Below are 17,036 nucleotides of genomic sequence, written 5' to 3' on the forward strand. Positions count from 1 at the left end.
GATGTTCTGCTTGTAAAATACTTGCATAGCGAAATTTAGAATAAAAAAGGGCAAGACTAAATCTTGCGCCTTATTTAACCGTTTTTTTCTTCTTATCTTCTTCTTCAAACTCTTCCATAACATCACTTGTTAATTCTCGAGTAGACTTTTTGAATTCTCTAAGCGTTTGCCCAAACGCACGACCAATTTCAGGTAATTTTTTCGGACCAAAAATAATTAATGCCAAAACAAGAATTAATATTAATCCAGGAACTCCGATGTTTGATAGCATAAAACATCCTCCTTACAAATATCTTATTAGTAATTCTAGTATCATTATAGTACTTTACATACATCTTGTGGGTAAAAGTGGAGTAAAATTCATATTTAGTTCACAAAAAAAACAATTTCAGCTTAATGTGATATAATTCATATCGTCATAAAAGATGATATGTATAAGTCCATCTTAACTTAATTGAAACTAAACAAGCAAATGAAAAAGGTTACTATCATTATTAATTTCCATATAAGAAAATCCTTTTTTATCCATTCTGTGGATGAGACCTTCGTAATCTTCTTTATGTTTCATCTCAATACCTACTAAAGCTGGACCGTTATCTTTATTATTCTTCTTCGTATATTCAAATCTTGTAATATCATCTGTTTTCCCAAGCACTTCATCTAGAAACTCTCTTAAAGCCCCTGCTCTCTGTGGAAACTTTACTATGAAATAACGAAGCAATCCTTCATATAATAATGAACGTTCCTTCATTTCTTGCATTCGTCCAATATCATTATTTCCTCCACTAATGACACATACTATATTCTTGCCCTTTATTTCTTCTTTATATAAGTCCAAGGCTGAGATGGGCAATGCTCCTGCTGGTTCTACCACTATTGCATGTTCATTATATAATTCAAGGATAGTTGTACATACTTTCCCTTCTGGCACGAGTAAAACATCATCTAAATATTCCTGACATATATCGAATGTTTTTTCCCCGACACATTTTACAGCAGCCCCATCAACAAACTTATCTATTTTACTTAAATTAGTAACTGACAAATTACGAAGTGATTCATGCATGGAGGCAGCCCCAGCTGGTTCGACTCCAATCATCTTTGTGGACGGAGAAATGCTTTTTACATAAGTGCTAATTCCTGAAACTAAGCCGCCGCCGCCAATGCTAGCAAAGACATAATCAATAGACTCTTCACAATCATTTAACATTTCCACTGCAACTGTCCCTTGACCAGCAATTACTTTTTCATCATCAAAGGGATGAATAAATGTACACTCCTCTAATTCTGCACATTTAATTGCCTCTGCATACGAATCATCGAAGGTATCCCCTACTAAAATAATGTCTACATAATCCCGCCCAAACATTTCAACTTGGCTTATCTTTTGTCTTGGCGTTGTGGCAGGCATGAAAATTTTCCCACGAACGCCAAGATGTCTACAAGCATATGCTACTCCTTGAGCATGATTACCTGCACTTGCACATACGACACCATTCCTTGTTTCTTCCTCACTTAATGATTTGACAGAATAATATGCCCCCCTGAGCTTAAACGAACGAACATGCTGTAAATCTTCTCTTTTCAAAAAAACATTACACCCATATTTTTCTGACAGCCGCTCATTTTTTTGTAAAGGAGTATGGGCAACAATATCTTTTAGCTGCTGGTATGCAATCATAATATCCTCCACATGCACCCATTTTTTTTTCATAACCTTCTGTTCCATTCGTTACCCTCCTCAATTCTTCCCAATATTAATTGTACAATTATACCATGAGTCATCTTGTTTTCAACATTTAACCGAAAAGATTTTTATATTTTCAATTTTTTTGAATAATAAAGAAGGAGTTTTGCATATAATAAGCGAAAGTTATTAGAAAATTTAGTTTTCTAAATGAATGTAATTGAAAATTGATTAAAAAAATGGAGGTGGGGAAATGGAGTTTTCATTATGCAGTCTTGACTGTGCATTACCGGTTGAAGTAATTTTAGATGAAGACAATGGTAGATATATGATTCGCAAAAGTGATTCTAGTGGTGAATTTTTTAATACTCCATTTGAATTAATTCAATGGGTAAAAAATAATTTTTCTGCTGAAGAATTCTGTGACCCTGCAGAATTTCAAGGAATGGTCAAGGAGCTAACAAATTATTTAGGTAACCCGAATTACTAAGTTTTGATGGTTTAAAAAAGACTCCATTAGCAAAAGGAGTCTTTTCTTTTTATCATGCGGAAGCGATAATTATTTGTCTTATTTCCTCTGCCAACTCTTTCATGTCCTTATTACGAATGATTTCCGGTAAAATTGGTTGACAAATATGTATTGAAACATTAGCTGGCTTTACAAGTCGATTATTCTTCTCGAATATGTCAGATGTGCCCTTAATTCCAATTGGAACAATTGGTACACCTGAATCCTTTGCCAATCGTAAGCCTCCAGATTTAAACTCTGCGATGGGACCACCCTTGCTTCTCGTTCCTTCTGGAAAAATAACAAGTGAATGTCCATTTTTCAATTTTTCAACACCATCACGAATTGATTTGATCGCGCTTCTTCGATCTTTTCGATCGATGTATACACAATTCATCGCCTCCATCCATGAGGAAATGATCGGTGCTTTTTTCACTTCTACCTTCGAAATAAATCCAAACGGTTTATCGACAAATGCTAGTAAAACAGGAATATCGAAATCTCCCTCATGATTACAAACGAATACAACTGGCCCATCTGGAATTAGCTCTTGACCTGTAACATGAACTTTAGAGCCTGTAATTTTCATGATTGTACGAGACCATTTTGTAGGTAATTGATGAATTATTTTGTCCTTTTCCGCAACAGCTAGATTTTGATCTAATTTTTTTACTTTTGCTAAAGTAGGGAGACTATAGATTAAATATCCAACCATATAGCCTACAAATGCGATTAAACGAAACATGCTGCTTCCCCTATCTCATCATATTATTTATAAAAAAATGCAGCTCATAAATGAGCTGCTAAAAATCATTTATTTTCGTTCATATGTTTCAAAATAAAAATCATATGGGTTTTTCTCATCTTTAATGCCCTTTTCTTTAGAAATTAGTTTCCATTCACTCATTGTTAGTGCTGGAAAATAAGTATCACCCTCAAATTCGGCATCAATCCGTGTTAAATAAAGCCGAGTAGCAAATGGCAAACATAGATGATAAATTTCCGCACCACCGATTACAAATATTTCTTCATCCTTGCTATTACAGTATTCAGCGAATGCTTCAATAGAGTTTAGTACTGTACAGTCTGCACTTGAGAAGGAGTGATTTCGTGTAATCACAATATTTTCTCTTCCAGGCAGTGGTTGTCCTAATGAATCCCATGTTTTACGGCCCATTGCAATGGGAGAGCCCATCGTCGTTCTTTTGAAAAACTTTAAATCTTCAGGAAGATGCCATGGGAGAGCATTGTTTTTCCCAATTAAATTATTATTGTCCATTGCCCAAATAAGTGAAATCATACACTTACCACCCCTTTAATATGTGGATGTGGATCATAATTTTCAAGAGCAAAGTCTTCAAATTTAAATCCAAAAATATCTTTAACTTCTGGATTTATTTTCAACTGTGGCAATGTACGTGGCGAACGGTTCAGTTGAAGATGAATTTGCTCCAGATGATTTAAGTAAATATGAGCGTCCCCTAATGTATGAACGAAATCCCCAAGTTCTAAATCACAAACTTGCGCAATCATATGTGTAAGCATTGCATATGAAGCAATATTAAAAGGCACACCGAGAAAGACGTCAGCCGATCTTTGATATAGTTGACATGAAAGTTTACCTTCGGAAACATAAAATTGAAACAGACAATGACATGGAGCTAATGCCATTTTATCAAGGTCTCCTACATTCCACGCATTCACAATCATTCTTCTAGAGTCAGGGTTTGTTTTGATTTGTTGGATAAGATCACTAATTTGGTCAATTGTATTCCCATCCGCCCCTGTCCACGATCTCCACTGTTGCCCATAAACAGGGCCTAAATTTCCATTTTCGTCAGCCCACTCATTCCAAATTCTCACGCCATTGTCTTGCAAATACAAAACATTCGTATCTCCTTGCAGAAACCAAAGCAATTCATGAATGATAGAGCGTAAATGTAGTTTTTTCGTCGTTAAAAGAGGAAATCCATCTTGTAAATTGAAGCGCATTTGATAACCGAACGTACTGAGTGTCCCTGTTCCTGTTCGATCCTCTTTTTTCACACCATTTTCTAGTATGTGTTTGCAAAGATCTAAATATTGTTTCATCCACAACCAACCTCTAATCTTATTTTAGCTCTTTTATTAGTTGATAAGTACTCGGAGCCCTTTCTTTTAATAGATTTCGAGAATCATTATTTAAATAATACATCGCTAATGATTCTGCAAAATACTCTTCCGGATATGTTAAGAAATAGTCTTGATCGGGAAAAAGTTTTGCTTTTTCCGAATTCCAAATCGCATGAAATTGTTTAGTACTGCTTATATTAATATATAGAATACTGTCAATTGAATGAGCAAGCTCATGAAGTTCTAAATTTATCGAACTATGCCCTTTTCCTTTCTCACTATAACCGATTTTGGCAAGAACGGTTTTACTCCCTCCAATACCTGGTACATCATCCCAAGTTGTTTCATTCTTATAGCCTCTCGGAATAACTCCTTCCAGATAATGTGCAGTAGGATTATCTGTTAATTTACCTGTAAATAATTTGAGCTTAATATTTTTATTATTAAGTTTTTCTAGTAATGAAGATGGTAAATGATCGATTCGCGAAATCATTCTCTCTGCTTCATTCTCATTAAAATGTTCTGTTGGAAGAACGATGAGATGTTCTAATAATAAAGGTGATTGCAGTTCCAAAGACTGTTTTATATAAACAAAGCGAGGATAATCTCCAAGACTCATGCCATTATTTTCAGCATGTGTACTGCCAATTAAAAAAAACGATAAGAACAATACCCATCCTATTAGACTGCTTTTTCGCATAAGCTGTACCCCTTTTTGCCATTCTTCGAAGTAAATATCATTCTATATAACTCATATTATACCATATTGAATTATTGCAAAAATAAGATAGCTATTTGAAAAAACAGCAAAATATAAGGATATAGCACCTATTTATGGATATTTACATACAAAAGAGCTCTAACATTTCATCAGAGCTCACTTGTGTTCATCCCGTGAAAAAGCTAATCTGATTAAGAATATGAACGGACCAACTCACCTAAACCAGGAACATTCAGGCCATTCCCAACTGCCGCAAATTTCCAATCGCTTCCATGACGATAGATTTCACCAACAACTAAGCAAGTTTTTCCGCTGTAATTATCTGTTAAGTTAAAATGAATTAACTCTTGATTACTAGCTGAATTCACAATGCGAATAAATGCATTTTGAATCATTCCAAAATGCTGATTTCTTTTCACACAGTCATAAATATTTACGACAAAGACAAGCTTATCAATTTGGGATGGAACACGGCTTAAGTCAACAAGTATTTGTTCATCATCCCCGTCTCCATCTCCTGTAAGGTTGTCTCCAGTATGTTGTACACTTCCATCATTGCTTTTTAAATTTCCAAAATAAATGACATCACTATTACTTCTAATTCTACCATCCGCACCAAGCATAATCACTGATGCATCACAATCAATGTTTTGGCCACCGCCGCCACCGAAAAGCGAACCTAAAAAGCCACCGCCTCCTCGGTTTTGCACAGGATCCCAACCTAATCCCACCAAGATTTTTGATAATCCAGGATTTCCTTTCGTTAAATCTACACGTTGACCTTTTTGTAAATTGATTGCCATATTTGTCACCTCATAAAATTTTATTGGTTATTTAAGTTATTTTTGAACTTAATTCTCATACTTTATTTTTTTGAAATTATCTTGCAGCTGCTCTAATCTTCTTGTTCCTTCTTCACGCATGCGCTTATTCTCTTCTTCAATTGCCTTCGTTTCTTGCATCCCTTTAATGATGATGTTCCAAGATTCTTCTATTGTTTCAATTTTTATACTTGGACTTCCTGCAAGTCTCGCAATCTCAACGCTTTGATTTGAAATATTTTGAGCGTTACGAAGTAACATTTCGTTCGTTCTTCGATCTAACTCATTCATTGAATCTGCAACAAGCTTTTGTCTTTTTGCTGCCACAGCTTGAATGAGTCCATTTTTAAATATCGGGATAGTCGTAACAAACGCGGAATTTATTTTTCCGATTAACTTCGTATTTCCTCTTTGTAAAAGGCGAATTTGTGGTGCTGTTTGCAGTGAAACCATCTTCGCCATTTCAAGGTCATATACTCTTTGTTCTAATAATTCTACTGCATTTCTCAATGTATCTAATTGCATAGAGGCCATTTGATCACCTGCAGCAGCACGAGATTCGAGCTGAGGTAATTGATTCGTTTTCAAATCATCCACCTTCAATTGTCCTGCTACTGCGTATTTTTCTAGGGTTATATAATATTGGTAATTTTGGTCATACATTTGGTCAAGCATAGTTGTTGAATCAACCATTTCAGTTTGATACTTCGAAATTTCAACATACACTTTATCAATTTCCTGGCCCATCGTTTGGTATTTTCCAAATAGCTTTTCAATTAGCTTTTCGCTTTTTTTAAATAGCTTCCCAAAAAAGCCGCCTGATGTTTGTTCGAAATCTTTTTTATCGAACTTATCCATAATTTTACCAAGCTGTTTTAATAATTCCCCAGAATCCTCCACTTTCGTTGTTCTCATATTATTTAATATTTGGTCAGAGAAGCGTGAAATTTGTGTTGCTGGTTCTTTCCCAAATTCTAGAATTTGAATTTGATCTCTTTCATCTATTGACCGAGCAAGATTTTGTACTTCTGGATCTTGACGAAGCGCTAATTTTAATTCTGAAGCACTTGCTTCGGTAAGTTTATCTTCATGCTTTTGCAAAGTTAAATCTGAATTTGTTGGCTGCAACTGATTCATCTGTTCAAACTCCTCTCATATTTTTAAAAATTCCTTGTACCTTTTTGAAAAAGGAAGGCTCTTTAAATTCTTGTTCAAAAACAACATCTTCAAGCCAATGAACATCATAAACCCCGTCATTAATAAAGTTTTCTAAATCGTTTTGGCAAGAAGGATTATATAAAACGATGTCTAAACCGAATTGGTTTAATAATAGAAGAAGGGCTGCATCAGTTCTTGTCATCGTTCCGTTTAGCTCATTATTATATAAAATAAACTTTGGAACTTCTTGTGAATAATCAAATTTTTGCAGTAACTTTAATACACTTGCTGGGATTTGCATACCTTGTGTAAAAAGATAGGTCTTCAAATCCTCAGCTTCTTCATGATAAATAGGCTTTAGTTGTGGTCTTGCACATATATTCCGAATGGCGGTGGCAATCCCATTTTGCAATCCAGTTGGCAAATGTTTATATTTCCAATAATGTGCCGTTATCATTTTTTGCGTATCAAGTAAACCATCTTTATCAAGTGCGTTTCGATAGTGAAACCGGAAATCATTATTAATATTATTAGTAAAAGGAAAACGCCTAATTAATAGGCTATGATCAAATTCACTGATTGCCTGTAGCCGATCCCAATACTCTTTCCTGTTTCTGCTGACCCCTTGTATCTTTGCGAAAATGGCGGGGATTTTTACCTGCCCATTTTTCACTTCAAAGTTCGGTCGAATCATCGCTATTTCTTTTATTAAAATAAACAATTCATCATACGTTGTTTTTAATGTAACAGATAGAGGAGTATAATCCCGGAGCTGCCATGCTTTATATAATCCAGAACCTTCATGATTTAGAATAGATTCTATTTCTCTTGATGCTCGATAAGCAACAGTCGCACTTCTCCTCCGTTTTTCGGTTGGAAACGGCTCTGGTTGTTTCATCCCTGGATACTTATAATGAAAAATCTTTTCTTTTATCTGCTCAAACTCATTAAAAACATCATCACAAGAAGGCGAGAATACAACAACATCGCAGCCTAATTGCAATAAATAATAGAGAAAATACTGATGGCTCCGATTCGAATTTCCGTACCATAAAAATTTAGGCATTGACTGTTCAGGATTTACATGATCCCATTCATTCCCTAAATGATTGATCGTCCATTTTATGATATCAACTAACACCCTACGTAATTCTTGACTTTTTAAGCCTTCTAACTCTTTTGTGGAAAACACTCTCAAAACTTCAATCATTGCTTCCCTAATTTTTCGATGTAAAGCATGGTTTTTTGATTTTAATAAGAGCTGTTCCCCGTCTAGAAATGCAACAAACCGATTAATCGATAAGTTTTGTTCCAGATTAATATTCAAAACCTTTTGTATTGATTGGAACTGATGATTATCAATCGTCTTATCCAATAGATCCTCGCTTATTAACGTCAGTCCAGACTGTTCGGTATGAATATAGTCATATAAATGATTGTAATACTCATCCTCATCAAGCGTAATGCCCAAAAATTGAGCAGCCACTTGTCCGATCTGAATTGTTCCCTGATCGATAGAAAATAGTTGTCTTTCATTTAGCGGCTTCTTAATGGTAGATAACCAATTTTCTGAAGACACAGGCAATATGTGAGTTTTCAGTTGACTGTATAAATTGTTCATTTATCTATCCCTTCCCTCTATAAGCGAAAGATCATAAGAAAAACTTGACGTTTACCTAGCCCTTTCGGTGAATGCTCCAGTTATCCCTACGTGATTGTTACTATTTTTATCAAAAATTTCATTTTCACTTTAGCACATTAATAAGCTTGAACTTTCCTATGAGCTTGTTATGTAAAGATATTACAATCATATCATACGTACGAACGATTTCCGAAATATTTCATTGATTAATTTACGAAATAATCGTGAAGAAAGATTCATAAAAAACTTGGCATTCGCCAAGTTTTTCTTATGCGATATTCTGTGCAGTCATATTATTCAATTTTTCCTTGTCTCTTCATTGAACTCGAAATTATGACAGAGCCTTCACCATTGATTTTGTCCTTGAATAAGCTAAAGTATGAAGATTAGAAGGTGATGTTATGAGACATTTTGTCAGAAGAGCACAATTTCGAATATCAAATTCAGAGTTGGAAATCGTTGAAAATGTATTATTTTCAGCGTATTTTATCATACTCGATTTAGTTTGTTTATCTTTGCTTGTATCCATTATAACCTTTCCGCTTCATTCAACATTGACAGGGGCAGTAATTATTTTCTTAACCATTATTGCTTTAGGAACTTCCCTTTATTATTTTTTGAGAAAATGGCTGGGAGATTAGCAAATACTTGCCGCTAGCTTCAAAGTATTTGCAATATTCCTCAATACTTCTTCCCCAGCCTTAACTCCCTTTTGCTCAGTTACAATAAATGGGGCATTTAATATGTTCTCTTTAACTAGCTCACCGTGTATTGGAATATATGCCACATCACATAATTGCAGAAAATCATAATCCAAAATCGAATCCCCTGCACCATAAACGGTCTTGATTCCATGCTTTTCCTTAATATAACGAATGGCCGCACCTTTACTAATAGGCTTTGGCATTACATACAGTTTCCTTCCTTGTATCGATACTCTCCAGCCATTATGAATAGCAATCGCCTTAATTCGATTTATGACAGGAATGGTGATTGGCTCATTAAGGATATAGTAGAAAAAAAGATCTTCCGCTATTTTTAATGTTCCATTCAGTTTAAGTTCTTCTAAGTTCTTCACCATTTCTACAAGACATGCACAATCATCTCGCAGCTGTTTTTGGACAAAATCATTCCATTCTATAAGTGGTTTTCCATCATGAATAATATTCGCTCCATTGGAAGTAACAGCATATGGTAACACAATATCCTCAGATAATGGAAAAATACGATTGAATTGCTCATAAGTTCTTGTTGTTACTGGGACAAATAAAAGATTTGCAGCTATTTCTTTTAACAACTTAAATGCTTTTTTCTTCATAAAAGCTACGTCTTGATCATCTTTCCGCTCAACACAAAGTAATTCACATTCTTCCGCTTGCCCAAATTCGGCCAATGCTCGCCTCGAAAATATCAGTGTCCGATCTAAATCAGAAGCAAACATCTTCACGTATCATTTCCTACCTTCTTTATGAGACCACAGCATGTATAACTCATATTTGGATAATGTACAACTTCTACATTTCTTTCTCTTGCTAACATGATAATATGTTCAACATATCGACTTTTCGGATCCTTCATTAAAATTTTCCATGGGACTCTTCTTAATAGTACCCGAGTTGTCTCCCCAACTCCTGGTTTCACATAGTGTGTACAATCAATATCAAATTCTGCTGCGATTTTTTGTACTTCCTTCATTCCTTGAAATGAGGCAATTTTATGGTTTTTCAATAAGTATTCAGCTTCTTTACAAGCTTCATCCCTTATCGCGAAAAATTCACCTGTAATTACATCTAAGTATTCATTCGAGACGTCAGCTTCGATCAATTCTTTATAATATTTTGCTCCGTGAAAATCATGTGGTCCAATCAATTCTGCATTTAACACTGTCCTGCTCACAAGCCCAGAAACAGTAGAATTTAAACAAGCACTTGGAATGAGAAAATCTTCTCTCGTACCGTATAGGCTTGTACAGTGACCCGGATCTGCTAAAACAGCAAGAGTATCATCAAGAACAATTCCATATTTTTCATAAAAAGCTTTACAAGCCTTCGTTAATTCTAATGAAATCGCCCCTTTGCCTGTCCAGCCATCAATGAATTGAATTTCTTTTCCTGGATGGGTCTTTAATATATGATGAATCGCATTTTCATCTATTCCACGATCGCGAATGATCGAAATACTGTAATGCGGGAGATCAATATGATAACAATTCGAAAGATATCTTTTAATAAGTATACCAATTGGTGTTCCAGCCCGAGCCAACGAAACAAGGACGAGATTATTTCCTTTCGATTGATAAATTTGTTCTGCTACCGTGCCAATGCTTAATGCCACTTTTTGTTTGAATTCCTTGAGCGAATCTTTAAAAAGCTGCAAATAATTAGTTGGAGGCTGATATTCAATTGGCAATGTTTCACTATAATGCTGACCTAATTGAATTTTCCTCTCCCTGTTTTCAATTGAACCTTCTAGTGCACATCCACTTAAATCCTTTAACAAAAAAATGACATCGCTTTCATCATATGAACCAAATCGAATCTTGTTATTTACTATTTTATTCATCTGTCTATCCTCCATTAAAGAAGACTACTTTTACATCTTTTATCGTTGTTTTTTTCAATTCGCCCAAGAACGGCAATAACTTCTCTGTTGGAACAGCTCTTTCAATGAAAAGAAATAACTCATCATATTCAAATGGTGGTATGTTGTAAACGAAATGTTCCATTCCCGAATCTTCTGGATTTGGAAATGCCAATCCGAAACGGGCACCATAGTCTTCATTTTCCCGGACGTAAATTGGGCTTCTCGTTGTAGACTGATAAGAAACTCCATAACCCATAAATGAGGCTAACTTCATTGGCAAATACATAAACTCTCCTGTACCTAGACAAAGTGTTTTATCGCCATTCCTCTTCTTTGCCAAATAGGTCCCGATTTCACTCAAATCTCGATTCAACTGAACATTCATTTTTGAATTTATCCCAAATCTTCCTGTTTCATTTAGATACGGAATGCTGCTCATATCTCCACTCATAGCTTTTGATATAAAGGGGACTGAATTAAACATACCAGGAAAAGATGTTTCAATTGAAATATTCGTTATTTCGGGTAGTTCCGAGAAGTCATCTGCTTTTTTTCCAATGTTCTCTGCAATATTTATTTTTCCAATAGGCTGAATGCTTCCTTTAAGAAGACTGACAGAATGGATGACGATATTTAATTCTTCCTCTAGCTCACTATAAGAATGTAGATTTTCTTCCGAACGCCAATCTAAAATCGACACAACTGTATATGTTTTACGAGGAAATCTTTCTTGAATTTGACGGATAATATTAATATTCGTTTTTCCGGTTGTCATTTCATCATCAACAAGAATAATCTCTCTTTCATTATTGAGCATACTTCCATCAACATAACAGCGATGAGAGGTCGCATGTGAGTGTTCTTCCTCAAACACAATTGCTGGTTCCACTCCAATTATTTGCTCTCTTGTCGTATGAAAAAAATCTGCTTGACGAAAATTCTCAAAAAAAGCATGACCAAGTGCGGTGGCTGTTTCAGCAAAAGCGATTATAATCGGATTTTCGTTTTCACTTATAAAAGGTTGCATCTGAAACTCTTCGATAGTTTGATTAAAAGCTGCGAGCAGCATTTCTTTTTTTTCAGTGTTTTTTCCTTTTACAGTTTCTATATAACGGTTAGCAAGCAAAGCCCCAACCAACAAACTTTTGTTAGGATTTACAGGAATATGCTTTCCTAACACTTTGCTTACAAATAAAAACGCTCTCTTTTTATTAATTCGTGCAGCCATCGTAAATAATTCATCAAATGGCAACCCATACGGATTTTCTGTTATTTTAATATTAACGCTTAACTGTTTGAGGACCGGAAGCGTAAATTTCATTTGTGAGCAAGTCGACATATGTGTAATCTTCATTCAGCACCCCGTAAATTTCTGACTTTAAAAGAATTTTTTGTGCCCAATAATAATGAGGTTTAATTTCATTCATTTTATTGTGAAAAGCACTTTTCATTACACCGATTCTTCCATCAGCTTTATCGATAATACTTCTCGCATCTAAATATTCCTCGTAGGATATTGTATTTAAAGCTTGTACAGGTTTAATATGGCTTGGATGGATGATTGTTTTCCCTGTAAGTCCGTTCGTAATATCCATAATAATTTCTTTCATTAAACCATCCATATGCTTATCTATCAATTCTTCCCTTAATTCTATCCCCTCTTGTCCGAAGCTTTTCCGAAATGGGGTCTGACGTAATTGAGGCTTCAACATTCTGTCTTTTGAGGAGAAATATTCCCAAACCGGACCAGAAATGACATAGGGCTGTTCAGATCGCAAAAAGACATTTACAATATCAGAAATACAATCTCTTATAACAGCAATATCATATACAGTCGTATCCGAGTTTCTTCGAATCCCGTATAAACCACAAAAATCAGTTGCCCCTATTCGAATATTTAAAATTAAGTCCTCGAACTTATCTACAATGCTTTTTATTGCAATAAGCTCTTCAAGTCGCGTTTCTTTTTCAATGATTCGTTTTGTTTCGAGAATAGGCAGTGCATAGAGGCAAATACCTTCATTATTTAAAGCTCTTATTTCTTGTAAAATGAGTGTACCTGTTTCAGAAGTGAACTTTGGAATGACAATACCCGTTAATAAATCAAATCCTTTTTGAAGCATGTCTTTTAAACGAAGGAGCTGTTCATAATTTCTTATTCGAATAAAAATTAATGGCAAATCATCTTCAACTAATAATCCCTTTTCAATTTCTTTACTTAAGCTTTCCAGCTCTTTAACAAGTAGTTTTTCAGCTGTGCCAACCTCTTCATCACCAATCGCATCCTCTAAACAAATAACCATTGACGTCAAACCAGAATGCTTCTTAGAAAGTAAATCTTGATGAATATTTGGCCTCGTTGCCGGCATATAAAGTGTAGCCCCTAAAGCATATGCCAATAGCTCCTTCCGCGTATGTTTTGTAAATTCACTCGGCCTTTTGAAGAAAATCTGCTCATTTACTATAGTGGGGATATTTGAAAATAATCTCATCTTGTATACTCCGTTCCTATTCTATCGACTTCTGCTGATTACAATGAAGAAGGTAAAAAGAAAGGGAAACGGACAATTGTCAGTTCCCTTTTTAACTTCAAATTATTTATTCACCAGCTGCTTCTTTCCTTTTATTCATAAAGTGGACAATAAATGTAGCCGCAAAAGTAATGAGTAAAATGATAAAGAAGTAAATGTGATCAATGTTAATACCAACTACACCTAATAGCATTTTTACAGCAATAATCAAGATTAAAATATATGCGGATGTTTCTAGCTCAGGTACGCGGTCAATCAGCTTTAGAAATACACCAGCAATCCCCCGCATCATAAGAACACCAAGCATTCCCCCGAGAAGAAGTACCCAAACTTGCTGACTGACACCAAATGCTGCCAACACACTATCTACTGAAAAAGCAATATCCATTAGCTCGACAGCGATAACGGTTCCCCAGAATACACCGAAAAGACGAATAAGTATCCCTTTTTGGTTCATTCCTTTCACTTCATCTTCATCTGCGTCAGCTTCTTTTTTCTTATCGATAAAGTATTTGATAGCTAGCCATGCAAGATAGGCGGCTCCTAATACCTTTACCCACCATAGTTCAATTAAGAATACGCCAATTCCAATTGCAATAAATCGGAATACGTATGCCCCAAGCAAACCATAGAAAAGAGCTTTTCGACGCTGTTTTTCAGGTAAGTGTTTTACCATTACAGCGAGAACGAGAGCATTATCCGCAGAAAGTAGCCCTTCTAAAATTACAAGAGTTCCTATATACCCCCAGCTTACAGGGTCAGATAGAACTTGTACCCACATCTCCCAGTTAAAAAACTGGGCATAGGTATGTAAAATACCTTCCATAATCGTCATTCGTGCCAATTCCTCCTGGAAAATCAATTGTTGTTTTTGTAAAGTAAAAACTTATAAGTTTACTAGATTACATTGATATTTACGAAAGATTCAAGAAAAGGTTTCAAAAATCTAAAAAACATTTTTTTAACAATTAACTCATCCATTTTGGAGGAGTATTTTTATTCCAATAAATAGACCCTAAATCATGGTGTGATTGAAATTTGTCATGATGTGTATGGTAGTGAAAGTTAAACCAATATCCTTGTTTTGGAGGATGATCTCTTCGAACATGGAAACGAATTATATCCTCGTTTGTATTTGTATTTGTAATATGGAAAATCTTTTCTGAGTGACCTCTACCAGGAGTTTCTGAAACTATTAAATTACTAAGCTCTTCTTCTGGAAATTGATCTGCAACATTTGAAATCGCTCTCTCAATATTAGGTAGAATAAGATCAGTGAATTCATTTTCAATCACTGGTTTAATCTTTGTTCCAAATTTTGTGAAGGATTGAGCTTCGGCCTCGTCTAAAACTCTTTTCATAAAATCCTCTCGCTTAAGAAAACCGGTCTCATCATTTATCGCAGCAGCTGAATTAATTTCACACTTCTCATCTTCTACAATATCCTTCTTCGGTGGTTTAACGGCACTAGAGTGATCATATAGAAATGCCTGTGAAGGTGTAACTAAGCCAAAGGTTAAAATGGTTACGATAATGACAAACGATTTTCGAAGCCATTTTGGCATGCCTTTGCCCTCCCTTCTTCTTTAATTTTCTTTCAGAATTCCACATTTATTCATTTGTTTCATCACTTTTTAAAGCTTTTCTTCAGGATGAACGATATTGACTCTATTATACTTTTTATTACGATAAAATGGAAAAATAGATTCAACTTTTAATAAAAAAATAATATGATTTAACATTTTCAATAGATTTATCATTGCAAACCGATGAATAATATGATAAATATAACGTATAATCTAAATATGCAGAATAATCTTAATTATAAGTATATTAAATGAGGTGATTTATTCATGGATTGGTCTTTCATCATTGTTCTACTATCTTTATTTTTACTCGGATATTTTGTTTATCTCGCCATTGCAGATTAAATGAAGCTTTCGATAGGTTAAGGAAAAAGAGTACAATCTTCAATGAAACTTAAGCCCTTTTTCCTTAACATTATCCATTTTTTCAATAACTCCATAATGAAACTTCGCTGTTTTTCTCTTATAAACATTGAATTGAAACTTTTCAAAACGAGAACTGCGATAATGATCCTTTAGAACAACTCTTTCTTTTGCAACTCTTACCGCTTCATCCATCAACTCTTGTGTAATTTCTTCATAAACCGCAAACCTACTTAATGCTTTTATTCCATCTGATTCAAGAATATGTTCTTCAAACATCGGATCAAAATATACACAATCATAGCTATTATTAGGCAAACTTTTCAGCGTCGATAATGCCAGACCATTGATGACATTAATCCGAGTCATTGCTTGATTCATCAACTCTTCACTAGCATCCCATCGTTGCAAACCGTTTTGCACAATATAACTCAAATATTGATTTCCTTCTACACCAGTCACTTTCCCACTTTCCCCGACAATATAGCTTGCAACAATACTATCTGAAGCGAGACCTAAAGTACAGTCAAGAATAGTACTACCGGTTTTGAGACAGCCTGCTTGAATGAATGGATCATGTTCCCCTTTCATTAAGCGTTTTATGCGAAACATGGCAGAATTCGGATGAAAAAAGAATGGTTCCTTCTCGCCAAACGGATAAAGCTCAAGTCGCTCTTTTCCAACAACGATACAATCCTCACCCTCCGCAAGTTGTATTGCTTGAACAGACCGCTTTTTTCTCTCAATAAATCGGCCGTTTAATTGTTTGGCAATTTTTATGGCCTCTACTGTCATGTCAATATTTGTTCTTCCTGCTGTCGTAATAATCATTTAACTCATCAACCCCTATAATTGCCAAAAGAAAAGAACGCCATTAGACGTTCTTAGCAATTTACTTCAAAAGCAGCAAGTAGATTTTGCATAATTTCTTCCATTGAGTGATCTTCAATGTCATGGCGATGGATAAAATGTACAACTTTATTATCTTTTAATAATGCCATTGATGGTGAAGATGGCTCATAGCCCTCGAAGTAATCTCGCATTTTCGCTGTAGCTTCTTTCTCTTGACCTGCAAATACTGTCACAAGCTGATCTGGTTTCTTCTCTGCTCTCAATACTGCTTGAGTTGCAGCAGGTCGTGCTAAGCCTGCAGCACAACCACATACAGAGTTAATAAATACGAGTGAAGTACCTTTAACATCAACCATAAACTTCTCTACTTCTTCAGGCGTTAATAATTCACTAAAACCAGCTTGAGTTAGTTCCTTCCTCATTGGTTTAACCATTTCTCTCATATATTCTTCATATGCCATTGACATTCTCT

Annotated in this window: 19 protein-coding genes; 2 read left to right on the forward strand and 17 right to left on the reverse strand. The window is 35.0% G+C overall.

The window, feature by feature from the left end; genetic code table 11:
• Positions 1 to 70 precede the first annotated feature (70 nt).
• Positions 71 to 271 carry a twin-arginine translocase TatA/TatE family subunit gene (locus KDN24_RS14315; RefSeq protein ID WP_409973599.1) on the reverse strand — a complete coding sequence of 67 codons (201 nt, stop codon included), beginning with the start codon at positions 269 to 271 and terminating at the stop codon, positions 71 to 73.
• 189 nt (positions 272 to 460) lie between these two features.
• Positions 461 to 1,729, reverse strand: a complete 1,269-nt coding sequence (gene ilvA / locus KDN24_RS14320) for a threonine ammonia-lyase IlvA (RefSeq protein WP_409973598.1) — start codon at positions 1,727 to 1,729, stop codon at positions 461 to 463.
• A gap of 211 nt (positions 1,730 to 1,940) precedes the next feature.
• On the opposite strand from ilvA, the gene KDN24_RS14325 reads away from it, so the two are divergent.
• Complete coding sequence (locus tag KDN24_RS14325) at positions 1,941 to 2,177, forward strand: hypothetical protein (RefSeq protein ID WP_409973597.1); 237 nt, start codon at positions 1,941 to 1,943, stop codon at positions 2,175 to 2,177.
• Between the two features lie 52 nt (positions 2,178 to 2,229).
• Here the strand turns inward: KDN24_RS14325 and KDN24_RS14330 are convergent, their stop codons facing one another.
• The 7 genes from KDN24_RS14330 to KDN24_RS14360 all read right to left on the reverse strand — a co-directional run bounded on the left by KDN24_RS14330 (position 2,230) and on the right by KDN24_RS14360 (position 8,628).
• Positions 2,230 to 2,940 carry a lysophospholipid acyltransferase family protein gene (locus KDN24_RS14330; protein WP_409973596.1) on the reverse strand — a complete coding sequence of 237 codons (711 nt, stop codon included), beginning with the start codon at positions 2,938 to 2,940 and terminating at the stop codon, positions 2,230 to 2,232.
• A 69-nt stretch (positions 2,941 to 3,009) separates the two neighbouring features.
• The gene (locus tag KDN24_RS14335) at positions 3,010 to 3,495 is read right to left on the reverse strand and encodes a dihydrofolate reductase (protein WP_409973595.1); all 486 of its coding nucleotides are present in this window, start codon (positions 3,493 to 3,495) and stop codon (positions 3,010 to 3,012) included.
• Positions 3,492 to 4,286: a thymidylate synthase gene (locus KDN24_RS14340; protein ID WP_409973594.1), complete on the reverse strand. Its 795-nt coding sequence runs from the start codon at positions 4,284 to 4,286 to the stop codon at positions 3,492 to 3,494. Before KDN24_RS14340 ends, KDN24_RS14335 begins: the two co-directional genes overlap by 4 nt.
• A gap of 19 nt (positions 4,287 to 4,305) precedes the next feature.
• Entirely contained in the window at positions 4,306 to 5,007 is a 702-nt protein-coding gene (locus KDN24_RS14345; protein WP_409973593.1) for an anthrax toxin lethal factor-related metalloendopeptidase, read from the reverse strand.
• Positions 5,008 to 5,219: 212 nt separating this feature from the next.
• The gene (locus tag KDN24_RS14350) at positions 5,220 to 5,831 is read right to left on the reverse strand and encodes a TerD family protein (protein ID WP_409973592.1); all 612 of its coding nucleotides are present in this window, start codon (positions 5,829 to 5,831) and stop codon (positions 5,220 to 5,222) included.
• Positions 5,832 to 5,879: 48 nt separating this feature from the next.
• Positions 5,880 to 6,986, reverse strand: coding sequence for a toxic anion resistance protein (locus KDN24_RS14355; protein ID WP_409973591.1), 1,107 nt, complete (start codon positions 6,984 to 6,986; stop codon positions 5,880 to 5,882).
• Positions 6,987 to 6,990: 4 nt separating this feature from the next.
• A complete protein-coding gene (locus KDN24_RS14360; RefSeq protein ID WP_409973590.1) occupies positions 6,991 to 8,628 on the reverse strand; it encodes a YceG family protein in 1,638 nt (545 codons plus the stop codon).
• A gap of 422 nt (positions 8,629 to 9,050) precedes the next feature.
• Between KDN24_RS14360 and KDN24_RS14365 the strand changes: the two genes are divergently transcribed.
• Complete coding sequence (locus tag KDN24_RS14365) at positions 9,051 to 9,290, forward strand: hypothetical protein (RefSeq protein ID WP_409973589.1); 240 nt, start codon at positions 9,051 to 9,053, stop codon at positions 9,288 to 9,290.
• On the opposite strand, the gene KDN24_RS14370 is transcribed toward KDN24_RS14365, so the two are convergent.
• The 8 genes from KDN24_RS14370 to KDN24_RS14405 all read right to left on the reverse strand — a co-directional run bounded on the left by KDN24_RS14370 (position 9,287) and on the right by KDN24_RS14405 (position 17,031).
• A complete protein-coding gene (locus tag KDN24_RS14370; RefSeq protein WP_409973891.1) occupies positions 9,287 to 10,090 on the reverse strand; it encodes an HAD family hydrolase in 804 nt (267 codons plus the stop codon). The genes KDN24_RS14365 and KDN24_RS14370 overlap by 4 nt on opposite strands.
• Positions 10,091 to 10,092: 2 nt before the next feature.
• Positions 10,093 to 11,211 carry a cysteine protease StiP family protein gene (locus KDN24_RS14375; protein ID WP_409973588.1) on the reverse strand — a complete coding sequence of 373 codons (1,119 nt, stop codon included), beginning with the start codon at positions 11,209 to 11,211 and terminating at the stop codon, positions 10,093 to 10,095.
• A 4-nt stretch (positions 11,212 to 11,215) separates the two neighbouring features.
• Complete coding sequence (locus KDN24_RS14380) at positions 11,216 to 12,586, reverse strand: phosphoribosyltransferase family protein (RefSeq protein WP_409973587.1); 1,371 nt, start codon at positions 12,584 to 12,586, stop codon at positions 11,216 to 11,218.
• Positions 12,513 to 13,724 carry an HpcH/HpaI aldolase/citrate lyase family protein gene (locus KDN24_RS14385; RefSeq protein ID WP_409973586.1) on the reverse strand — a complete coding sequence of 404 codons (1,212 nt, stop codon included), beginning with the start codon at positions 13,722 to 13,724 and terminating at the stop codon, positions 12,513 to 12,515. The genes KDN24_RS14380 and KDN24_RS14385 overlap by 74 nt, the downstream gene beginning before the upstream one ends.
• A gap of 106 nt (positions 13,725 to 13,830) precedes the next feature.
• A complete protein-coding gene (locus tag KDN24_RS14390) occupies positions 13,831 to 14,598 on the reverse strand; it encodes a MeeY/MeeF family manganese export membrane protein (RefSeq protein ID WP_409973585.1) in 768 nt (255 codons plus the stop codon).
• 133 nt (positions 14,599 to 14,731) lie between these two features.
• Entirely contained in the window at positions 14,732 to 15,328 is a 597-nt protein-coding gene (locus KDN24_RS14395; RefSeq protein WP_409973584.1) for a YpjP family protein, read from the reverse strand.
• Positions 15,329 to 15,733: 405 nt separating this feature from the next.
• Entirely contained in the window at positions 15,734 to 16,543 is an 810-nt protein-coding gene (locus KDN24_RS14400) for a class I SAM-dependent methyltransferase (protein ID WP_409973583.1), read from the reverse strand.
• 53 nt (positions 16,544 to 16,596) lie between these two features.
• The gene (locus KDN24_RS14405; RefSeq protein ID WP_409973582.1) at positions 16,597 to 17,031 is read right to left on the reverse strand and encodes a BrxA/BrxB family bacilliredoxin; all 435 of its coding nucleotides are present in this window, start codon (positions 17,029 to 17,031) and stop codon (positions 16,597 to 16,599) included.
• Positions 17,032 to 17,036: the final 5 nt, after the last annotated feature.

The organism is Cytobacillus sp. Bva_UNVM-123 (assembly GCF_046351715.2).
GTDB lineage: Bacteria > Bacillota > Bacilli > Bacillales > Cytobacillaceae > Cytobacillus.